Source organism: Allobosea sp. 05T439, assembly GCF_056396005.1.
The window spans coordinates 24,640-44,571 of record NZ_JBFTKP010000032.1 but is presented as its reverse complement, the minus strand read 5'-3'; the positions used below and the strand labels follow the sequence as shown (position 1 = coordinate 44,571).

Annotated in this window: 20 protein-coding genes; 11 read left to right on the top strand and 9 right to left on the bottom strand. The window is 66.1% G+C overall.

Annotated elements, in window-relative coordinates:
- Positions 1 to 2: 2 nt before the first annotated feature.
- The gene (locus tag AC1DIO_RS26785; protein ID WP_441507287.1) at positions 3 to 1,133 is read right to left on the bottom strand and encodes an extensin-like domain-containing protein; all 1,131 of its coding nucleotides are present in this window, start codon (positions 1,131 to 1,133) and stop codon (positions 3 to 5) included.
- Positions 1,134 to 1,510: 377 nt separating this feature from the next.
- On the opposite strand from AC1DIO_RS26785, the gene AC1DIO_RS26780 reads away from it, so the two are divergent.
- The gene (locus AC1DIO_RS26780; RefSeq protein ID WP_476854349.1) at positions 1,511 to 2,755 is read left to right on the top strand and encodes an amidase; all 1,245 of its coding nucleotides are present in this window, start codon (positions 1,511 to 1,513) and stop codon (positions 2,753 to 2,755) included.
- Between the two features lie 332 nt (positions 2,756 to 3,087).
- On the opposite strand, the gene AC1DIO_RS26775 is transcribed toward AC1DIO_RS26780, so the two are convergent.
- Complete coding sequence (locus AC1DIO_RS26775) at positions 3,088 to 3,396, bottom strand: hypothetical protein (RefSeq protein ID WP_441507285.1); 309 nt, start codon at positions 3,394 to 3,396, stop codon at positions 3,088 to 3,090.
- A 188-nt stretch (positions 3,397 to 3,584) separates the two neighbouring features.
- Here AC1DIO_RS26775 and AC1DIO_RS26770 point away from each other — a divergent pair, with 188 nt between their 5' ends.
- The 3 genes from AC1DIO_RS26770 (at position 3,585) to AC1DIO_RS26760 (ending at position 6,219) form a co-directional block, all read left to right on the top strand.
- Positions 3,585 to 4,577 (top strand): Tim44 domain-containing protein, encoded by a 993-nt coding sequence (locus AC1DIO_RS26770; RefSeq protein ID WP_441507284.1) that lies wholly within the window; start codon positions 3,585 to 3,587, stop codon positions 4,575 to 4,577.
- Positions 4,578 to 4,778: 201 nt separating this feature from the next.
- Complete coding sequence (gene dapB, locus AC1DIO_RS26765; protein WP_441507304.1) at positions 4,779 to 5,585, top strand: 4-hydroxy-tetrahydrodipicolinate reductase; 807 nt, start codon at positions 4,779 to 4,781, stop codon at positions 5,583 to 5,585.
- A gap of 10 nt (positions 5,586 to 5,595) precedes the next feature.
- Positions 5,596 to 6,219 (top strand): alpha-ketoglutarate-dependent dioxygenase AlkB family protein, encoded by a 624-nt coding sequence (locus AC1DIO_RS26760; protein WP_476854348.1) that lies wholly within the window; start codon positions 5,596 to 5,598, stop codon positions 6,217 to 6,219.
- Between the two features lie 15 nt (positions 6,220 to 6,234).
- On the opposite strand, the gene AC1DIO_RS26755 is transcribed toward AC1DIO_RS26760, so the two are convergent.
- The 3 genes from AC1DIO_RS26755 to AC1DIO_RS26745 form a co-directional block, all read right to left on the bottom strand.
- The gene (locus AC1DIO_RS26755) at positions 6,235 to 6,855 is read right to left on the bottom strand and encodes a trimeric intracellular cation channel family protein (protein ID WP_441490223.1); all 621 of its coding nucleotides are present in this window, start codon (positions 6,853 to 6,855) and stop codon (positions 6,235 to 6,237) included.
- Positions 6,856 to 6,858: 3 nt separating this feature from the next.
- The gene (gene grpE, locus AC1DIO_RS26750; RefSeq protein ID WP_441490222.1) at positions 6,859 to 7,479 is read right to left on the bottom strand and encodes a nucleotide exchange factor GrpE; all 621 of its coding nucleotides are present in this window, start codon (positions 7,477 to 7,479) and stop codon (positions 6,859 to 6,861) included.
- 88 nt (positions 7,480 to 7,567) lie between these two features.
- Positions 7,568 to 10,387, bottom strand: coding sequence for a [protein-PII] uridylyltransferase (locus tag AC1DIO_RS26745; RefSeq protein ID WP_441507303.1), 2,820 nt, complete (start codon positions 10,385 to 10,387; stop codon positions 7,568 to 7,570).
- A 287-nt stretch (positions 10,388 to 10,674) separates the two neighbouring features.
- Between AC1DIO_RS26745 and AC1DIO_RS26740 the strand changes: the two genes are divergently transcribed.
- From AC1DIO_RS26740 to AC1DIO_RS26725, 4 genes are all read left to right on the top strand, one after another.
- On the top strand, positions 10,675 to 11,649 hold the full coding sequence (locus tag AC1DIO_RS26740; protein ID WP_476854355.1) for an aliphatic sulfonate ABC transporter substrate-binding protein: 975 nt from the start codon (positions 10,675 to 10,677) through the stop codon (positions 11,647 to 11,649).
- Between the two features lie 29 nt (positions 11,650 to 11,678).
- Positions 11,679 to 12,506, top strand: a complete 828-nt coding sequence (locus tag AC1DIO_RS26735; RefSeq protein ID WP_441490220.1) for an ABC transporter permease — start codon at positions 11,679 to 11,681, stop codon at positions 12,504 to 12,506.
- 12 nt (positions 12,507 to 12,518) lie between these two features.
- Positions 12,519 to 13,301 (top strand): ABC transporter ATP-binding protein, encoded by a 783-nt coding sequence (locus AC1DIO_RS26730; RefSeq protein ID WP_441507282.1) that lies wholly within the window; start codon positions 12,519 to 12,521, stop codon positions 13,299 to 13,301.
- A 97-nt stretch (positions 13,302 to 13,398) separates the two neighbouring features.
- Positions 13,399 to 13,908 (top strand): OsmC family protein, encoded by a 510-nt coding sequence (locus AC1DIO_RS26725; protein WP_069877739.1) that lies wholly within the window; start codon positions 13,399 to 13,401, stop codon positions 13,906 to 13,908.
- Here the strand turns inward: AC1DIO_RS26725 and AC1DIO_RS26720 are convergent, their stop codons facing one another.
- The gene (locus AC1DIO_RS26720) at positions 13,909 to 15,093 is read right to left on the bottom strand and encodes a DNA recombination protein RmuC (RefSeq protein WP_441507281.1); all 1,185 of its coding nucleotides are present in this window, start codon (positions 15,091 to 15,093) and stop codon (positions 13,909 to 13,911) included.
- A 116-nt stretch (positions 15,094 to 15,209) separates the two neighbouring features.
- Between AC1DIO_RS26720 and AC1DIO_RS26715 the strand changes: the two genes are divergently transcribed.
- The 3 genes from AC1DIO_RS26715 to truA are packed head-to-tail and all read left to right on the top strand — an operon-like array spanning position 15,210 to position 17,487.
- Positions 15,210 to 15,728: a peptide deformylase gene (locus AC1DIO_RS26715; RefSeq protein WP_441490217.1), complete on the top strand. Its 519-nt coding sequence runs from the start codon at positions 15,210 to 15,212 to the stop codon at positions 15,726 to 15,728.
- Between the two features lie 35 nt (positions 15,729 to 15,763).
- Complete coding sequence (gene fmt, locus AC1DIO_RS26710; protein WP_476854347.1) at positions 15,764 to 16,693, top strand: methionyl-tRNA formyltransferase; 930 nt, start codon at positions 15,764 to 15,766, stop codon at positions 16,691 to 16,693.
- Between the two features lie 56 nt (positions 16,694 to 16,749).
- The gene (truA, locus tag AC1DIO_RS26705; RefSeq protein ID WP_441507279.1) at positions 16,750 to 17,487 is read left to right on the top strand and encodes a tRNA pseudouridine(38-40) synthase TruA; all 738 of its coding nucleotides are present in this window, start codon (positions 16,750 to 16,752) and stop codon (positions 17,485 to 17,487) included.
- A gap of 7 nt (positions 17,488 to 17,494) precedes the next feature.
- On the opposite strand, the gene AC1DIO_RS26700 is transcribed toward truA, so the two are convergent.
- From AC1DIO_RS26700 to AC1DIO_RS26690, 3 genes are all read right to left on the bottom strand, one after another.
- Complete coding sequence (locus AC1DIO_RS26700) at positions 17,495 to 18,082, bottom strand: hypothetical protein (RefSeq protein WP_441507278.1); 588 nt, start codon at positions 18,080 to 18,082, stop codon at positions 17,495 to 17,497.
- A gap of 69 nt (positions 18,083 to 18,151) precedes the next feature.
- Positions 18,152 to 19,354: a succinyl-diaminopimelate desuccinylase gene (dapE, locus tag AC1DIO_RS26695; RefSeq protein ID WP_441490213.1), complete on the bottom strand. Its 1,203-nt coding sequence runs from the start codon at positions 19,352 to 19,354 to the stop codon at positions 18,152 to 18,154.
- Complete coding sequence (locus AC1DIO_RS26690) at positions 19,351 to 19,776, bottom strand: DUF805 domain-containing protein (RefSeq protein WP_441507277.1); 426 nt, start codon at positions 19,774 to 19,776, stop codon at positions 19,351 to 19,353. Before AC1DIO_RS26690 ends, dapE begins: the two co-directional genes overlap by 4 nt.
- Between the last annotated feature and the right edge of the window lie 156 nt (positions 19,777 to 19,932).

Here is a 19,932-nt window from a genome sequence, read left to right as displayed (position 1 = left end):
CCTCAGTAGCGCCGGCCGCCGCCGGTTTGCGCCCGGCCGTAAGCGAAGGGGTCGTTGCCTGGCGAGATCTGCGGCTGTGCCTGCTCCTCGCCCTGCATGTCCATGACGCCATTGCCCTCATCATCGCCTACGATCAGTTCTTCGGCCGGCGGGACGGAGCCCGGCAGCCTCAGCGGGCCTTGCGCCGCGCTCGGTGGTGTCTCCGGTCGGTAGCGCGGCGGGTTGAGCGGCTGCTCGTCGAGATAGCGCCGCTGTGCATCGAGGCTCTGGCCGCCTTGATGGTTTGCGACCGGATAGCCGCCGTTGACCGCGCCGGGGGGGCGCAAGCCGTCGCTGGGCTGCCGTAGCATGCTGCCTGAGGCGCCTGCCACCATGGGTGGGAGGTTGTCGCGCATGGACTTCTGCGCGGTCGAATAGGTGCGTGCCGGGTCCGGCGGCGGCAGGTTGTAGTTCGGGGTGTATTTGATCACCGGCTTGCAGATCTGCCGGCCCTTGGCGTGGCGCGCCAGATCGATGTGGAAGTGATCGTAGTGGAACATGTCCGCACCCGGCCCGAGCACGGTCGAAAACTGCTGGCAAGCGCCGACGAAAACCTCGCGCAGGAAGGCCTGCTCTTCAGGCGAGCCGTGCCAGCCGTCCTTGACGGTGATGTTGCGCCCGTCATTCAGCCGGAAGGAGAACACGTCGACGGCATTGCCGAAGGCATGCTCGGATGTGCGGCTGGTGCCGGTGCCGTTGTTCATCGCCCGGCAGGAATAGGAGCCTGCCCTGAGCTCGATCACCTGCGCGCCGAGTACGTTCTGCGCCGCTGGTTGCACCACTTCGGCCAGCCACTTGTCGGTGGTGGCGACGATGGGGCAACCGAGCGTGGCATTGCTGGTGAGGTGAACCGAGCCACCCGAGAAGGCGGAGACACGGAGCGGCCTGGTCATGCCGCAGGTGCCCGGCCCGTCGATCGGCTTCTCGCGCAGGCTGACATAGGACGAGAGCGGGACCTGACGGGAGGCCATGCAGGCGGCTTCCGCCTGGTCGCGCCAGGCGGCACGCTGTGCTTTCTGGAACTTGCCGCAGCCGGCAAGTCCAGTGGCGCCGATGACGCCGAGCGCGAAGAGGGCGAGATGAACGCGTCGCATGACCGATCAAATGCGACCCGGTTGGTGAACGGTTTCTCAACCCAGTGAGCCCCGTACGCCACAGGCGGATTAACTTTGGAGCGGCGGTTAACGAGTGGTTAGCGGGCCAGTCCGGCCTGACCTAAGGCGATCCGGCGCATCGACGTCATGCGCCAAGGGGGATGTCCGGCGGTATCGCAGCGCGCTGAAATCATGCCAGCATCTGCTCTCAGCATCGGCCCCTAAAAGTGGAATGCAGTTTTTGGGAAAGCCGATGCAACGCAGAAGACATCGGCCCCTAAACGTGGAACGCGGTTTTCGGGAAAGCCGATGCAGACACAGGTGGTTGGATCATCGATCCGACGATCCAACCAAAGCCAGCCCTTCGAGGATCTCGCATGCTGTCCGTTCGCGCCATTGCCCATCAGGTTTCCAGCGGCGCCGTGAGCGCGTCGGCCGCGCTGGCCGATTGCGCCACCCGCATCGCTGCCAAGGAGCCCGACATTCGCGCCTTCGCCAGTCGGCCCGAACGGCTGGAGCCCGGCTCCGGCCCGCTCGCGGGGGTCGCATGCGGCGTCAAGGACATCATCGACACCGCCGATCTGCCGACCKGCATGGGCTCCCCGATCTATGATGGCTGGCAACCGCGCGCCGACGCGCCGATCGTGATGGCGCTCAAGGCCGCCGGGGCGACAATCGCGGGCAAGACCCACACCACCGCCTTTGCCTTCCTCGATCCGGCGCCGACGCGCAATCCGCATGATCTTACCGCGAGCCCGGGAGGGTCGTCGGCAGGTTCGGCGGCGGCGGTCGCAGCCGGTATGATCCCCTTGGCGATCGGTACGCAGACCGGGGGCTCGGTCATTCGGCCCTCGTCCTATTGCGGTGTCGCAGGCATCAAGCCGTMCTATGCGTTGCTGCCGACCGTCGGCATCAAGCCCTTCTCCTGGTCGCTCGATACCGCCGGGCTGATGGCAGCGAGCGCCGACGATCTGGGTTTTGCACTCGCGGCCCTGACGGGCCGGCCTGAGCTGGACGCTGACATGGCGAGGCTGGAGGGCTCGCGGATCGGCGTGACGCGCCAGCCCTTTGCCGGGGAGCCGGAGGCGGGTTCCGAAGCCGCGCTGGCCGCGGCTCTCGCTCTTGTCGCGAAGGCGGGAGCGACCGTGGTCGAGCTCGCGACGCCGCGGGCCCTGGTTGAAGCCTTCCACGCCCATGGCCCGCTGCAGGATTTCGAGGCCGCGCAGGCGCTCTCCTGGGAGTATCGCAACCATCGCGGCGTGATCCCGCCCAAGCTCTCGGCCTATCTCGATGCGGCGGGAGCCGTTTCGCCGACGCAGTATGACGACGCGCGTGCGCTATCGCGCCGCGGGCGTGATGCCTGCCGTGACCTCTTCGCCGGGGTCGACGTCGTCGTGAGCTATGCCGCGCCAGGCGAAGCGCCGGATACGCTGGGCTCGACCGGCGATTCCCGCTTCAACCGATTGTGGACTTTGCTCGGCACGCCATGCCTGACGATTCCAGTGACGACGGGGCCTCGCGGATTGCCGGTGGGGGTTCAGATCATCGGTCGTTTCGGAGCGGATGAGCGCGTCATCGCTGTGGCGAAGGCTTTGGAAAGACTTGTCGTCTCAAGGAGATGATCTTCTTTGTCCACAAATCAAATCAATGATTTAATGAAGTGTTAGGGATACAATAGGCTCTGCCACGCCGCCGTCATGAGGCAGCCCCCTTGCGGCCATCGTCAGTTCTGCTAGCTTCGGTGACAGGTCAATGACAAAGGAGGATGCGATGAGCCTCACGCTGAGTCTCGACCGGTTGGCGATGGGCGCGGCCTTTGTGTTCATGATCGCCATCGTGTTGGGGGCGTTCTGACTGCCGTCAGTCTTAAGTCGAATGGACCGCAAGAGCGTTTGAAAAAAGACGCCGCCGAACACGGGTTCGGCGGCGTTTTTCTTATGCCGGAATGGGTCGATCAGCTTTCCGGGCAGGGATTCTCCGTGATCTGCCAGGACATCATGTTGATGACCCGGCCGCATTCGGCGAGCCGCCGCCCCTGCGTCGTCTTGATGCAGGCGGTCAGCCCTTCCGCAATCTTCCGTCCGTCGCTCCAGCAGAAGCAGAGCGGCTCGGGCGCCTGCGCGAGCCGCGGTGGATCGAGGGCGACAGCCGGTTCACCCGCTCTCGGTGCAGTGAACGGGGCAAGTGTGAGCAGCGTGGCAAGGGCGAGGCAGCGCAGCGCGTGCGGTGCTTTCTGGCGCGGCCTCCGTGACATCCGGATCATGGCACACTCCTTCGCCGGCCCGCGCACGGGCGATTGGGCGAATGAGCCAGTTTAGCACGGCTCCGGGCCCCGCATGAAACATTGATTATTATTTTGGCTCACGCGCTTGGCCGCCCCGACCTTGCGCAAGGGCAGGGCGCGCGCCATATTTCGCGGCAGCGGGCCCAACGGGGGCTCCGGGAGGAACCATGTCACTGATTTCACTTGCTCGGCGTGGCCGGGTCGTCGCCGTGGTCGCTGGTGCGCTTTTGCTCGTTCCCGTGCTGGCCGAGGCTCGTCCTGGTGGCGGCAAGGGTTTCGGCAGCCGCGGCACGCGTACCAATTCGGCTCCGGCCCCGACGAATACAGCGCCGACGGGCGCACAGCCTTTCCAGCGTAGCGCTGCTCCGACGCCGTCTCCGTCGATGGCGGGTCCGGCCGCTGGCGCGGCGGGTGCTGCCGCACAGGCGGCGCGTCCGTCCATGGCACGTAACCTGATGATGGGCGTCGGCGCCGGCCTGCTCGGCGCTGGCCTGTTCGGCATGCTTTCGGGCTCGGGCTTCTTCAGCGGCCTGGCTTCGCTGGCCGGCATCTTCGGCTTCCTGTTGCAGATAGCGCTGATCGGCGGCCTGATCTTCCTCGCGATGCGCTTCTTCCGGCGCCGGTCCGAGCCGCAGCTCGCCACCGCTGGCGGACCGATGTCGCGTGAGGCCGCCCAGCCTCAGCCGAATCCGCGCATGTCTGCGATGGGCGGCCTCGGTGGCGGCGCGCCGCGCGCGGCGTCCAAGCCGGTCGAGATCACGCTCGCGGGCGAGGATTTCAGCAGCTTCGAGCGGCTGCTCGGCGAAGTGAACACGGCCTATTCGAACGAGAACCAGCAGGTTCTCCGCGAGAAGCTGACGCCCGAAATGGCCGGCTATTTCGCTGATGACATTGCCGAGAACGCCGCCAAGGGGCTGGTTGATCGGGTCTCCAACGTCAAGCTGCTGCAGGGCGATCTCTCGGAAGCCTGGCGGGAGGACGATTTCGAGTTCGCAACCGTTGCGATGCGCTTCAGCCTGATCAACGCGCTGACCGAGCGCGCCACCGGTCGCATCGTCGAGGGCAATGCGACCGTCCCGCAGGAGGTCACGGAACACTGGACCTTCGTGCGCTCGCGCGGCGGTGACTGGAAGCTCTCGGGCATCCAGCAGGCTGCCTGACGCGACAGGCATCGTAGCAAGGATCGACGGCCGGGAGCTTCCCCGGCCGTTTTCGTTTCGGCGCTGTGCGGGCCGGTCTTGTCGCCTTGTTCGAGCATCCACCCGGGGACGAAGGCAGAGTGGTTTCGCGTGATGCGGTGATGCTCTATAGCCGCTGCGTCACCATCCTCGACTGGTCAGGAGCTTCCCCTCATGAGCGACATGCGTCTCGTCGTTGTCGGCGCCGCCGGGCGCATGGGGCGAATGCTGATCAAGGCGATCACCGAGGCCGAGGGCTGCACCGTTTCGGCCGCGATCGAGCGTTCGGGCTCCGCTGCGCTGGGGCAGGATGCCGGCATTCTGGCGGGCTTGCCTGCACTGGGGGTGCCGGTGACCGACGATGCGCTGCCGGCCTTCGTTGAAGCTGAGGGCGTGCTGGATTTCACGGCGCCTGAGGCCACGGTCGCTTTTGCGGCCCTCGCCGCGCAGGCCCGCATCGTCCACGTCGTCGGGACCACGGGTATGGAGCCGGTCCATCTCGCCAAGCTCGAGGCGGCTGCGCGCCATGCTGCGATCATCCGCTCCGGCAATATGAGCTTGGGCGTGAACCTGCTGGCAGCCCTGGTCCGCAAGGTTTCTGCCACGCTGGGTACGGACTGGGATATCGAGATCGTCGAGATGCATCACCGGATGAAGGTCGATGCGCCATCGGGCACGGCGGTGCTGCTCGGCGAGGCCGCGGCACAGGGGCGGGATGTCTCTCTCGCTGAGACCCGCGTCGCCTCGCGCGATGGCCATACCGGCGTCCGCCCTCCCGGCGCGATCGGGTTTGCGGCGTTGCGCGGCGGCACCGTCGTTGGCGATCACAAGATCATCTTCGCTGGTGCGGGCGAGCGGCTGGAACTGGCGCATGTCGCCGAGGACCGTGGCCTGTTTGCGCAAGGCGCGGTCAAGGCGGCGCTCTGGGGCAGGGGGCGTAAGCCCGGCCTCTACTCGATGGCTGACGTCCTCGGCCTCGATACCCTGTGACGGCGCGCCCGTGACCAGGCTTGCCGTCGCTCCCGGCGTATTTCATTGGCCGGGCTATCTTTCACCCCAGATGCAGTCGGCGCTGCTGGCCGAACTGCGCGAGGTTGCCCGGCAGGCGCCATTCTTCTCACCGCGGATGCCGAAGACCGGCAAGCCGTTCTCCGTGCGAATGACCAATTGCGGCTCGCTGGGATGGGTGTCGGATCTGGCCGGCTATCGTTACCAGGCCCAGCATCCCGAGACCGGCGCGCCCTGGCCGCCGATGCCGGCCGTGTTGCTCGATGCCTGGCGTGCGCTTGCCTGTTACCMGCACCCTCCTGAGGCCTGCCTGGTCAATTTCTACGAGGCGAGCGCGAAGATGGGCCTGCACGAGGATCGTGACGAGCGGGAGTTCGACGCGCCGGTGCTGTCGCTGTCGCTCGGCGACACGGCGGTCTTCAGGATCGGCGGCACGGAACGCGGCAGCAAGACCGTCTCGCTGAAACTTGCCTCGGGCGATGCATTGCTTTTCGGTGGCGAGGCGCGCCTTGCCTATCACGGGATCGACAGGATACTGGCGGGCTCGTCAGCCCTGCTGCCGCAGGGGGGGCGGATCAATCTGACCTTGCGGCGCGTGACGAAGCCAGGAGGGTGATCGGGGTGAGGCTGATCAGGCAGAACCTGAGCCAGGCAGATTCGGAAACGACCAGCCGAGCAGGATCGAGCCGGCGCGCAAGCCAAATCCGGCTGCTATGCCCCCGAGCATTACCAGGAGCGGGCTGACGCCGAGACCGGACAGGAACGCCGTCATGGTTGCCCCAGTCGCCGCCGCCGTAACGTAGAAATCCCGGCTCCATAGCACCATTGGCCTGTCGCCGGCGAGGATGTCGCGCAGGATGCCGCCGAAGGAGGCGGTCACCGCTCCCAGCGCCACCGCCGAGAGGACCGGGACGCCGGCCATCAGCGCCTTCTGCGTGCCGACGACCGCGAAAAGCGCAAGCCCCGCGGCATCGGCCCAGACGAGCATGCGCTTGCCCATCCAGCCATCAAGCGTGCCGGGACGAAAATAGGCCGTTGCCCAGGCCGCAAGCGCGACGATCGTGCAGACKATCACGTCCGACGGCGCCTGCACCCAGCCGACGCCGCGGTCGAGCACGAGATCGCGCAAGGTGCCGCCGCCGACGCCAGTGACGGTCGCAAGCAGGATGAACCCGAACGGATCCATCCCCTTGCGGACCGCGACCAGCGCTCCCGTCAATGCGAAGACGGCAACGCCGGCAACCTCCAGCACGGTTCAGTGGCCTGTATTGGTGTCGCCGCCGGCCTCGGCCGAAGGCGCCTTCGGAGCGCCGGCGGAGACGCCCACCAAGGCCGGCCGCAACACGCGCTCGCCGATCTTGTAGCCGGTCTGCACGACCTTCGAGACAAGGCCCTTGGCGATGCCGGCGTCGGGCGCCTCGAACATTGCCTGGTGCAGATGTGGGTCGAACTTCTCGCCATGGGGGTCGATGCGGCGCACGCCATGGCGTTCCAGGGTCTTCAGCAGTTCGCGTTCGGTGAGCTCGACACCTTCGACCAACGCCTTCAGGGCCGCTTCGCCCTCGGTGCGAGCGGTCTCCGGCAGGCTCTCAAGCGCGCGGCGCAGATTGTCGGCCGAACCGAGCAGGTCTCGCGCAAAGCTCGTCACCGCATAGGCCTTGGCGTCGGCAATCTCTCGCTCGGTGCGCCGACGCAGGTTCTCCATGTCGGCCAGGGTGCGCAGCAGCTTGTCCTTGAGGTCGTTGCGCTCGGCTTCGACCTGCCCGAGCTGGGCTTCGAGCCCGGACTCGAGCGGGGCCGGCTCGTTTGCCTCTTGGGCGGCCATCTGGGCGGCCATGTCCGGCTTCGGTTCGTCGGTCGCAGGGTTCCGCGTCATCGCCTCATCCAATTCAAATCATGGGGCTGGTCGTCACTCGGGAGCGCGACAGCGTTCGAGGCCGATATCGGCCTTGTGGTCCGCGAAATCAAGCACGGGCGGGCACGCGCGTCTTTCCGCCCTGCGCCTTCTCGTGGTCAAAAGCGAAAACCTCCAGCAGTGCCTTGCGGATGCTGAGCTGCCGCGCCGTGCCGGTGATCTTGGCGTTGGTCAGGTCGGTCACGTAGAAAACGTCGACGGCCTTCTCGCCGAACGTGGCGATATGGGCCGAGGCAATATTGAGGTTGAGCTTTCCGATCGCGGTGGTGAGATCGTAGAGCAGGCCCGGGCGGTCGAGGCCGGAAACCTCCAGGACAGTGTGCCGGGTCGAGAGCACGTTGTCGATGATCACCTCCGGCGCGACCTGGAAAGTGGCGCCACGCGGCGGCGGCGCGCGGCGCTGCGCCACCAGATCGGCGATCTTGATCTCGCCCTTCAGCGCCCGTTCGATCGCGGCGGCGATGCGGCCGGCCCGGCGTAGCTCGTCGTCATCGCGCTCGAACGCGCGCGAGATGAAGATGGTATCGAGCACGAGGCCGTCGGTAGTCGTGAAGATCTGGGCGTCGACGATGTTGCCGCCGGCCGCGGCGCAGGCGCCGGTGACGATGGCGAGCAGGCGCGGATGGTCGGGCGCCAGAATGGTCAGCTCCGTGATGCCGCGGAACTGGTCTGTCTCGACCAGGGTTGCCGTGGTGCGCCCTTCAGCCTCGGCCCCGCGCAGGAAGCGCGCCTGCTTCTCCTGACGCGGCAGGTCGACCTTGATCCAGTAGGGCGGGTAATGGCGCGCGAGATAGGCCTCGCGTTCCTCCTCGTCCCAGTCGGCCAGCGCCGCCCTCAGCGCATCCTGTTTCTGTTCGACGCGCGCGCGGCGCTCGATGCCGGAATGACCGCCGGCCAGCACGATTTCGGTCTCATAGTAGAGCGTGCGCAGGAGTTGGCCCTTCCAGCCGTTCCAGACGCCGGGCCCGACCGCCTTGATATCGGCAACCGTCAGGATGAGGAGGAGCTTCAGCCTTTCGAGGGTCTGCACGGTGGCCGCGAAGCTCTCGATCGTCTTGGGGTCGCCGAGGTCGCGGCTCTGGGCGACGGTCGACATGTCGAGATGGTGCTGGACCAGCCAGGCGACCGTCTCGGTCTGCGCCTCGCTGAGCCCGAAGCGTGGGCAAAGCTTGCGCGCGATCCGGCTGCCGGCTTCCGAATGATCTTCCGGCTTGCCCTTGGCGATATCGTGCAGAAACAGCGCGACATAGAGCGCCCGGCGGTTGGTGATGGTCGGGAAGATCGAGTTCGAGAGCGGATGCTCCGCCTCGAGCGCACCGGCCTCGATTTCGGAGAGAACGCCGATCGACCGGATCAGATGCTCGTCGACGGTGTAGTGGTGATACATGTTGAACTGCATCATCGCGACGACGCGCCCGAATTCGGGCACGAAGCGGCCGAGCAGCCCCGACTCGTTCATGCGGCGCAGCACCGCCTCCGGCGCGCGCCGCGACGTCAGGATATCGAGAAAGATCCGGTTCGCTTCGCGGTCGTTGCGCAAATGCGGCGTGACCAGTTTGAGGGATTGCGTCACCAGGCGGCTTGCATCGGGATGAATGGCGACGTCGTTTCGGCTGGCGATCTCATAGAGCCTGAGCAGGTTGATCGGGTCGCGCTTGAAGGCGTCGCCGTCGACGACGTTGAGCCGCTGGCTCTTCAGCGTGAAGTCGGGATGGCCGAGCGCACGCACCTGCCGCCGCTTGGTGAAGGTGCCGAGCAGGCTAGACAGGCTCGCCCGCGGCTTCTGCTGGCGCGCCTCGAGGGCGGCGCAGACGATCGCGGTCAGGTCGCCGACATCCTTCGCCACCAGGAAATAGGCCTTCATGAAGCGCTCGACCGGGGCCTGGCCGCTGCGGCCGGCATAGCCGATCGCCGTCGCTACCTGCCGCTGCAGGTCGAAGGAAAGGCGCTCCTCTGCCCGGCCTGTGATGAAATGCATCCAGCAGCGCACCCGCCAGAGGAACTCCTCCGAGCGCTGGAACATCAGCAGTTCCTTGCGGTCGAACAGCCCGGCGGTGACCAGTTCATCGGCGTCATGGACGCGGTAGGCGTATTTGGCGATCCAGAACAATGTGTTGAGGTCGCGCAGGCCGCCCTTGCCGTCCTTGACGTTGGGCTCGACGAGATAGCGCGATGATCCCGCGCGGCGCACGCGTGCTTCGCGTTCGGCAAGCTTGGCTTCGGTGAAGGCGGGCGCCGAGCCTTCGACCACCTCGGCGTCGAAGCGGTGCACCATCTCGTCGAAGAGCGCCCGGTCGCCGGTGAGGAAGCGGGCCTCGAGCAAGGCGGTGCGGATCGTCATGTCGGCGCGCGCTTCGCGGATGCAGTCGTCGACCGAGCGCACGGAATGGCCGACCTTCAGCTTCAGGTCCCAGAGGGGATAGAGCATCGCTTCGACCACGCTCTCGCCCCAGGCCGTCTGCTTGTGCGGGAACAGGAAGAGCAGGTCGACATCCGATCCTGGCGCCAGTGTACCGCGGCCATAGCCGCCGACGGCGACGACCGCGATCCGCTCGGAGGAGGACGGGTTTACGGCGGGGTAGAAGTGCTCGCTCGCCGCCACATGCAGGCAGCCGACGATGCCGTCCATCATCGCCGACAGGCGCTGGGCACAGGCGAGGCCATTGCGCTCCTCGCTCAGGATTTCCTTGGCGGAGGCGTGACCTTCCTCGAGTGTATGGCGCAGGCAGGCGACCAGTTCCTGCCGCAGATCGGCGGCCGATGCCTTGCGCATCTTGCCCGCCAGCCGGGCAACGGCGGCGGCAGGGTTCGCCAGCACCTCCGCGAGGGCAAAGTAAGGGGTATCGGCGCTGATCGACACGGACGGCATGACCTTCGGATATCGCGCAGGACGGCTTCGAACCAAGCCGCTCGTAACATGGTGACGGGATTCCCAGAAACCAGAAATTACACGCAACAGAACGTGTATTATATCATTTAACAGTCTATCTGAGTTTGTTTGACAAACAGAACGATCGGACCTAGAAAGAGGACACGCGCCGATTTGAGCCACCAGCTTGCGGGCGCGAAACAAGTGCAGCTAAAGCGTGGGGTAGGATAGGCTCGACCTCTCCCGATCCCTTCGCGTCACCGAAATGGGGATCGACAATGAACGTCATCAAGGCAGTCAGCCGCCGTCTTGTACTCGCCGGGCTTGCCATGGCCGGTGCAGGTCTGGGCGCTCTCAGCGCCAATGCCCAGGCGCCGAAGGAAATCCGCATCGATTACGCCACCTACAACCCCGTCAGCCTGGTGCTGAAGGAGCGTGGCACGCTGGAGAAGGCACTCGCTTCCGAGGGCATCACGGTGCGCTGGGTGCAATCCGCCGGATCGAACAAGGCGCTCGAATTCCTCAATGCCGGCTCGATCGATTTCGGTTCGACGGCCGGCGCTGCCGCCTTGATCGGCAAGATCAATGGCAACCCGATCAAGTCGATCTATGTCTATTCGCGGCCTGAATGGACGGCGCTGGTTACCGGGGCCAAGAGCGAGATCACGAGGGTTGCCGATCTCAAGGGCAAGCGCGTCGCCGTCACCCGCGGCACCGATCCGCATATCTTCCTGGTACGGGCACTCGCTGAGGCCAAGCTGACCGAGAAGGACGTCAAGCTCGTGCTGCTTCAGCATGCCGATGGCCGCCTCGCGCTTGAGCGCGGCGATGTCGACGCCTGGGCCGGGCTCGACCCCCTGATGGCTGCAGCCGAGGTCGAGAGCGGTGCAAAGCTGTTCCACCGGAAGGCCGAGGACAACACCTGGGGCATCCTGAATGTCCGCGAGGCCTTCGCCAACGAGCATCCGGCGCTGGTCCGCAAGGTGCTGGCCGCCTACGAGGAGGCCCGTGCCTATGCGTTGGCCAACCCGGCCGAGCTGAAGAAGGTGCTCGTCGACTATACCAAGCTCTCCGACGCGGTCATCGAGCGCCAGCTTACCCGCACCGAACTGACCCATTCCGCGATCGGGCAGGCCCAGGCCRACACCATCCTTGCTGCTGGTCTCGCACTCAAGGAGGCGGGCGTCCTGCCGGCGACGACCGACGTCAAGGCGGTGGTCGACAGCCTGCTCGACCGTCGCTTCGCTGCCGCCAATAACTGAGCCCGGACGAGCAGACACAAGCCGGAACGATGAGCACGCTGGGACTCGATACGGTTGCCGAGGGTAGGGGGCGTCCGGATGTCTTCCGGAAACCCCGCGGCCTCGGTTTGGCCGGCCTGCTGCTGCCGCTTCTTCTGGCTGCTCTCTGGGAGTTCCTGGTCGGTGCCGGCTTGGCCAATGGTCGTCTGATGCCGCCGCCGAGCGTGGTCGGCAAGACGCTCTGGCAACTCGCCGTCTCGGGCGAACTCCTGACCCATGCGTCGGCCACGCTCTGGCGTGTTGCCGCCGGCTTCGGGCTGGGAGCGGCTGTCGGCACGCTGCTCGGCGCGCTGACGGGGGCCCTGCCTCTGGCGCGCAGCGTGCTCGATCCGACCTTGCAGGCTCTGCGAGCGATTCCCTCGATTGCCTGGGTGCCGCTCTTCATCCTCTGGTTCGGCATCTTCGAAGCGTCGAAAATCGCGCTGATTGCCGTTGGCGTGTTCTTCCCCGTCTATCTCGGCGTGGCGGCGGCGATCCTCTCGATCGATCGCAAGATCATCGAGGTTGGGCGCGTCTTCCGGCTCGGCCGCTTCGCCATGGTGCGGCGGGTGCTGCTGCCGGCGATCCTGCCCGCCTGGTTCACCGCGCTGCGCTCGGGCCTCGGCCTTGGTTTCATGTTCGTGGTTGCGGCCGAGATCATGGGAGCGAGCGAGGGCCTTGGTTATCTGCTTGTGGACGGCCAGCAGCTTGGCCGTCCCGACACCATCATCGCGGCCATCATCGCCTTCGCCGTGCTCGGCAAACTGGCGGATGGCCTGCTTCTCGCCATCACGCGGCCTTTCCTCGCCTGGCAGGATCTGGGTCGCGACAAGCTCTGAAAGGCATCCTCGATGCTGAGCTTCGACAGCCTCTCCAAAACCTATGCCGACGGCACACAGGCACTGTCTGCTGTCACCACCACCGTGGCCGCCGGCGAGATCCTCGCGCTTGTCGGCGGCTCCGGTTGCGGCAAGACCACCTTACTGCGGCTCGTCGCCGGGCTGGACCAACCAAGCGCCGGCCGCGTCAGCCTCGACGGCGAGGCGATCCTGGCGCCACGCGCCGATGTCGGCGTGATCTTTCAGGAGCCGCGCCTCTTCCCCTGGCTCAGTGTCTCCGAGAATGTCTCCTTCGGCCTGTCGCATCTGACGCCCTTCGCACGCGAGGGACTGGTCGCGAATGCGCTCGTGCGTGTCGGGCTCGCCGGCTACGAGAAGCGCTGGCCGCGCGAACTGTCCGGCGGGCAGCAGCAGCGCGTCGCCATCGCGCGCGCCCTGGTGACACGGCCAAAGCTGCTTTTGATGGACGAGCCCTTCTCGGCGCTCGACGCCACGACGCGGGCAAGCCTGCACGGCCATCTGCTGGCGCTCTGGGAGGAGAGCCGGCCGACCGTCGTCATGGTCACCCATGATGTCGAGGAGGCGGTGACATTGGCAGATCGCATCATCGTCATGCAGCCGAACCCCGGCCGCATCTTCGATGAATTCGACAATCCTCTCGCCCGTCCGCGCGACAGGCTCTCTCCAGCCTTCGAGGCGAGCAAGCGCGAGGTCCTGCGCACTCTCGATCGCTCCCTCGCGAACGGAGAGCCGCATCAGCACAAGGCCGCCGAGACCGCAGGCATGTGGTGGTGAGGCGCGAGACGCCCATGCCGGGTTGGGGCTGGCCCCGCGTCGGCGACAGGCTTATCACGGCGGCACATCGCCGCTCGTCTGAAGAAGGTTGAGAACCATGGACGTCACCGCGCTTCGCGCCCTCCAGGCTCCGCTCAAGGACAAATACCGCGAGGCGCCCGACGCCGCGGTGATCACGCTGAAGGCCCGTGGCGAACTCGACGACCAGCATATCGCCTGCAAGGTCGAGACCGGCCGCGCGATCGCCCTGGCCGGGCTGCACCCGGCGACCGGCGGAACCGGTGCCGAGCTCTGCTCCGGCGACATGCTGCTTGAGGCGCTGGTCGCCTGCGCCGGCGTCACGCTGAAGGCGGTMGCGACCGCCCTTGAAATCGAACTGAAGAAGGGAACTGTCAGGGCCGAGGGCGATCTCGATTTCCGCGGCACGCTCGGCGTCGTCAAGGATGCGCCCGTCGGCTTCAAGGCGATCCGCCTGTCCTTCGATGTCGAGAGCGACGCCCCACAGGACAAGCTCGACACTCTGCTCAAGCTGACCGAGCGCTACTGCGTCGTCTTCCAGACGCTGAACGTCAAGCCGGAGCTTTCGGCCGTGCTCAACCGCGGCTGATCACTCGGCGGCCTTCAGCTCGAGCCCCTTGGCGAAGGGTAGCGACGGCTCGCTCTTCGCCGGCTCATCGAATTCGAGCGCGCCGATCTTGTCGCCGCGGCTGGTGATCTTGCCGGCCGAGGTGCGGATGCCGGCGACATCCTCCTGCGCCTGGCGAAAATGCTGGTCGAGCTTCTCGGCCCGCTCGCCGAGCCGGCGGACATCGGTCAGGAGCCTGCCAACCTCGGTCTGGATGACGCGAGCCTCCTCGCGCATGCGGGCATCGCGAATGAGCGACTGCATCAGCTGGATCGCCAGGGCGAGCAGGGACGGCGACACGACCATGACGCGGGAGCGATGGGCCTTCTGGATCACGTCGTCGAAATGCTCGTGCAGGTCGGCATAGATCGATTCGGACGGCACGAAGAGCAGGGCCATGTCCTGCGTTTCGCCGGGCACGAAATAGCGCTCGGCGATATCCTTGACGTGCTGGCCGACATCGCCGCGCACGCGCACGCCCGCTGCCTTCTTTGCCTCCTCGCCACGCGCTTCGCGCAGCATGGTGAAGCTCTCCAGCGGGAATTTGGCGTCGATGACGAGGCCGCGCCCGTCTCCTGGCAGGGTGACGAGGCAGTCCGGCCGGTTGCGGTTCGAGAGCGTCGGCTGGAACGAGAAGAAGGCGGCGGGCAGCCCGTCGCGGATGATCGCCTCCATCCGGCCCTGGCCATAGGCGCCACGTGCCTGCTTGTTGGAGAGCACGTCCTTGAGGGTCACCACTTCGCTGGTCAGGTCGGTCAGGTTCTTCTGGGCAGCGTCGATGACCGCAAGCCGTTCCTGCAGCTTGCCGAGGCTCTCCGTGGTCTGCTTGACGTTCTGCTCGAGCCCGGAGCCGACCTGCTGGCGCAGGCCGTCCATCCGCTCGGCGACGAGGCGGGCAAGGTCGGCCTGCCGCGTCGAGAGAATCTCGGCCATCGTCTGCATCCGGCCCGTCATCTCGGCTTGCATGCGGTTCATCTCGGCGACCTTGTCGTCCATCTCGCGGGCGCGTTCGGCAGCGATGACGGCCTCGATCGCTCGCCCGCGCGAACTGCGCCAGAGCGACAACGCGACGAGCACAAGCAGAAACAGGCTGCTACCGGCGAAGGCAAGGGCGGCCTCGCTCCAGGTGACCGGCCGCTCGAGCAGCGTGAAGGCAATTCCGTTCATGACGGCAGATTAGCCGATTCGCGTGCGCATGCCGAACGAAAGCGGAACGGTTTGACCACCCGCCAACAAGTGCTTATGTCCGCGGCGTCAGCAAGAAAAACCGGTTCGAGCGCCCTATGGCTATTCGCCCTCTCGTCATCCTGCCCGATTCAGTCCTGCGCCAGGTCTCGAAACCTGTCGAGGCCGTCACGCCCGAGATCAAGGCGCTCGCCGCCGACATGCTCGAGACCATGTATGACGCACCCGGCATCGGCCTGGCAGCGATCCAGATCGGCGTGCCGCTGCGCCTGCTGACGATCGACCTCGCCAAGCCGGAGGAGGAGAAGGCGCCGATGACCTTCATCAATCCGGAAATCACCTGGTCTTCCAAGGAGCTGAACATCCATGAGGAAGGCTGCCTTTCGATCCCCGAATATTACGAGGAGGTCGAGCGTCCGGCGCGGGTGAAGGTTCGCTATCTCGATCTCGACGGCAAGGTGCAGGACATCGAGGCGGACGGCCTGCTCGCCACCTGCCTTCAGCACGAGATCGACCATCTCAATGGCGTGCTCTTCATCGATCACCTGTCGCGGCTGAAGCGCGAGCGTGTCACCAAGCGTTTCGCCAAGGCGGCGCGTCGCGACAGCGCGGCCTGAATGATCCGTATCGATCAGAAAGCGGCGCTGTTCGCATGAGTTTGCGCGTCATCTTCATGGGCACACCGGATTTCGCCGTGCCGACCCTGACCGAGATCATCGGCCAGGGCCACGAGGTTGTGAGTTGCTACACCCGCGCCCCGGCGCAGGCCGGTCGTGGTCTCGATCTGAAGCCGTCCCCGGTGCATCGCGCCGCCGAGCGCTTCGGCATTCCGGTGTTCACGCCGAAGACGTTGAAGACCGACGAAGCTGCCGAGGTGATCGCCTCGCATCAGGCCGACGTCGCGGTCGTCGTCGCCTATGGCATGATCCTGCCGCAGGCGATCCTTGATCTGCCGGAACTGGGCTGCCTCAACCTGCACGCGTCGCTTCTCCCGCGCTGGCGCGGCGCTGCCCCGATCCAGCGGGCCATCATGGCGGGCGATGCCGAGAGTGGCATCTGCGTCATGAAGATGGAGGCGGGGCTGGATACCGGCCCGGTCGGCATGGTCGAGAAGCTTGCGATCGGCCCCGATATGACGGCCGGCGAACTGCATGATCGGCTGGCTTCGCTTGGCGCCGACCTGATGGTGCGCGCCCTGGCTGCGCTCGGGCGTGGCGGGCTGCAGTTCACTCCACAACCCGTCGAGGGGGTGACCTACGCTGCCAAGATCGCCAATGCCGAGGCGAAGCTGGACTGGGCGCGTCCAGCGCAGCAGGTCCATGACCTCGTGCGCGGGCTCTCGCCCTTTCCAGGCGCCTTTGCCGAGGTCKATCTCGGAAAGGGGCCGGAGAGGCTCAAGATCCTGCGTACGGCGCTGGCTGGCGGCGCTGCCGAGCCGGGCACGCTGCTGGACGGTGAGGGCACGATCGCCTGCGCCGAGGGCGCAGTGAGGTTGCTTCAGGTTCAGCGCGCCGGCCGTGCGCCCATGAGCGGGAGCGAATTCCTGCGCGGCGCGCGGCTCGATCCCGGCCATCGGATCTAGGGCGCCCGCATGATGTCGCCCAAAGTTCGGTTCCCAGTTTTCGGCATCATATTCTGATGCCCCGCTACAAGCTCGTCATCGAGTATGATGGAACGCCGTTCTCCGGCTGGCAGCGTCAGCTCAACGGTCCGTCGGTTCAACAGAGCATCGAGGAAGCGGTCGAGGCCTTTTGTGGTCATGCCGTCCGCCTGCACTGCGCCGGGCGCACCGATGCCGGCGTCCATGCGACGCATCAGGTCGCCCATGTCGTTCTGGACAAGGAGTGGCGCACCGATGTCGTGCGTGACGCGAGCAATGCCCGCCTGAAGCATCTGCCGGTCGCGGTTCTGAGCGCCGAGGCTGTGTCCGACGAATTCGATGCGCGCATCTCGGCTAGGCGCCGCTATTACATCTACCGCATGCTCGACCGACGCGCACCGCCGGCGCTCGATCGGGACCGACTCTGGCATGTCCCCTTCAGACTTGATCATGAAGCCATGGACCGCGCTGCCAAGGCGCTCGTCGGTCACCACGATTTCACGACATTTCGGGCCGCCGAATGTCAGGCGAACGGGCCTGTTCGGACGCTCGACCGGCTCGATGTGACGCGGGAGGGTTCGGAGATCGTGATTTACGCCCATGCCCGCTCCTTCCTGCATCATCAGGTCCGCTCGATGGTCGGCTGTCTGAAGATGGTGGGAGCGGGGCGCTGGCCTGAAAACAAGGTCGGCAAGGTGCTGGCCGCGCGCGACCGCTCGCAATGCGCGGCGCTTGCTCCATCCTGCGGGCTCTATCTCGCCGGCGTCGATTACTGAGCCGGGCTCAGATGCCCGCCAGGCCGAAGACGCGGATGATCGAATAGTCGGCCATCACGCTCGCCAGCAGGATTGCGGGCGCGACATGGCCTTGCGCGCCGAAGGCGGCACGCGCCACGCAATAGCGAAGGCGCAGCACGATGACCGCGAAGGCGATCGCCTGCATCGTCGCGATGGCGGGGTTCGACCAGCCGATTGCAAAGACAGTGGCGGGTACCGCCATCAGGCTGGCCGAGACGATGCCGGCCCAGTTCCAGGCGATGACGAAACTGGTCAGCCGCGGCGAATGGGCGAGGTTCGGGGCGAGGCCTATCAGCAGCGCCGGTACTGCGATGATCGCCAGGCACTGGGCGCCCAGCACGCGGGCAATGAGGGCGGGGGAATCGAACATGTTCCCGGCGTTGGACAGCCCGGCAATCTGCCGTTCGGCCGCCAGGATCGCGACCAGCGCTGGCACGGTGAGCACGAGCGCGGCAAAGGAGCGCCAGAACCCGTCGCGGCTGAGATCGAGTTCCTTCAGCGCCTCGGCGCCGTCGGTCATCAGGCGCCATGAACCGCGTAGCGAGCGCAGCACGTCATCGGCAGCAAGAGCCATGGCCGGGTACTCCGGATACGTGGCATTAGACTTTCGTCTAATGCAGTAAACGGCGTATCCGGTTTGGGGTCAAGCGCCTTGTTGCGTTGCAGCAAAGTAGCTTTCGAGCAGGCGGTGCGTGATCCGTTCCAGGCAGAGCAGGTCGGAGACCGCGACCCGTTCGTCGATCTGATGCATGGTCTGGCCGACCACGCCGAACTCGACGACCGGGCAATAGCTCTTGATGAAGCGGGCATCGGAGGTGCCGCCCGTCGTCGAGAGTGCCGGGCGCGTGCCGGTCTCGGCTTCGACCGCATCGGCGACCAGCGCGACGAACGGCCCCGGCTCGGTCAGGAAAGCGACCGCATTCGTCGGCTGAACTTCGAGCTCGTAGCGCACCTGGTTGCCGGCAGCGTCCCGCAGCCGCCGGTCGAGCTCGGCGGCGAGGCTCTCTGGCGTCCAGATATCGTTGAATCGGATGTTGAAGACAGCCTTTGCCTGGGCTGGAACGACATTCGTCGCGGGATTGCCGACATCCAGAGTGGTCACCTCGAGATTGCTCGGATCGAAATAGGCCGTTCCGGTATCGAGTGGCGTCGCATCGAGCGCTGCCAGCAGGCGCACCATGCCGCGGATCGGATTGTCTGCGAGGTGCGGATAGCCGACATGGCCCTGCTTGCCGTGAACGACCAGCCGGCCGGTCAGCGAGCCGCGGCGGCCGATCTTGATCATGTCGCTCATCGTCGCCGGGTTGGTCGGCTCGCCGAGCAGGCAATGGTCGAAGCGTTCGCCGCGTGCCTTCGCCCAATCCAGCAGCTTGACGGTGCCGTTGACGGCAACCGATTCCTCGTCCCCCGTGACGAGAAAGGCGATCGAGCCCGGCGCATCCGGATAATCGCGGCGGAAGCGCAGCGCAGCCGAGATCATCGAGGCGAGCCCGCCCTTCATGTCGCAGGCACCGCGTCCATGCAGGACACCGTCTTCGACCTGGCCGGAGAACGGGTCGCGCGACCATTGCGCGAGGTCGCCCGGGGGAACGACATCGGTATGGCCGGCTATGACCAGAACGGGCCCCTCGGTGCCGATCCGGGCATAGAGGTTTTCGACATCCGGCGTGTCGGGCTCGCTGAATACCGGCCGATCGACCGAGTACCCAGCCGCGCTCAGAACGGTGTCGAGCAGAGCAAGTGCTCCCCCCTCAACTGGTGTCACGGAGGGGCATCGCACGAGCGCCTGCGTCAGGGCGACGGGATCGAGCGGGTCGAAGGGAAGTGGAGGAGGGAGCGGCTTCATTCCGCCGGTTTAGCACCCGCTTCTGTCTCTGCAACGGACTCGGGCGCAATGCAGCCCGGCAGCAAACCGAGATCGATCAGCGCAACGAGCCAGAGCAGCAGGGAGAAGGTGCCGAGTGTTTTGGCCGCTGCTGCTTCGAGATGGCCGGGGCCAAGTCCGGACAGTACGATCGCGATGACCAGCGTCGGCCCGTAATACCACGGCCGTCCGCGGTCCCGGCCGCGTTTGGCGGCAAGCGCCGACCAGGGAAACAGGGCGAAAGCCCCGGCAAAGGCCGTGATCTGGGGGCCATGCTCCGCGCCAAGGCGAGCGCTGCCGATGTCGGCGAGGACGAGCGCGAGAGCAACCAGGGCCGTGCCCGACCAGAAGGCGGGGCGTCCGATGCGGCCCTCGAAGCCGGTCAGGAGGGTGAGAAGCGGCAAGGCGATGATTCCGTTTCGGAGACTGTCTCACGCCGGCCCTCAGCCCTGAAGCTCAGGGTGAAGAATGCGTTAACGCGATGGCCCCGCGGCGATCCCGGCGCGCAGAAAAGGCTTGAACGTGGGCTCGGCGCCCGCTAGCTGCGGCAGGGGCCTTGT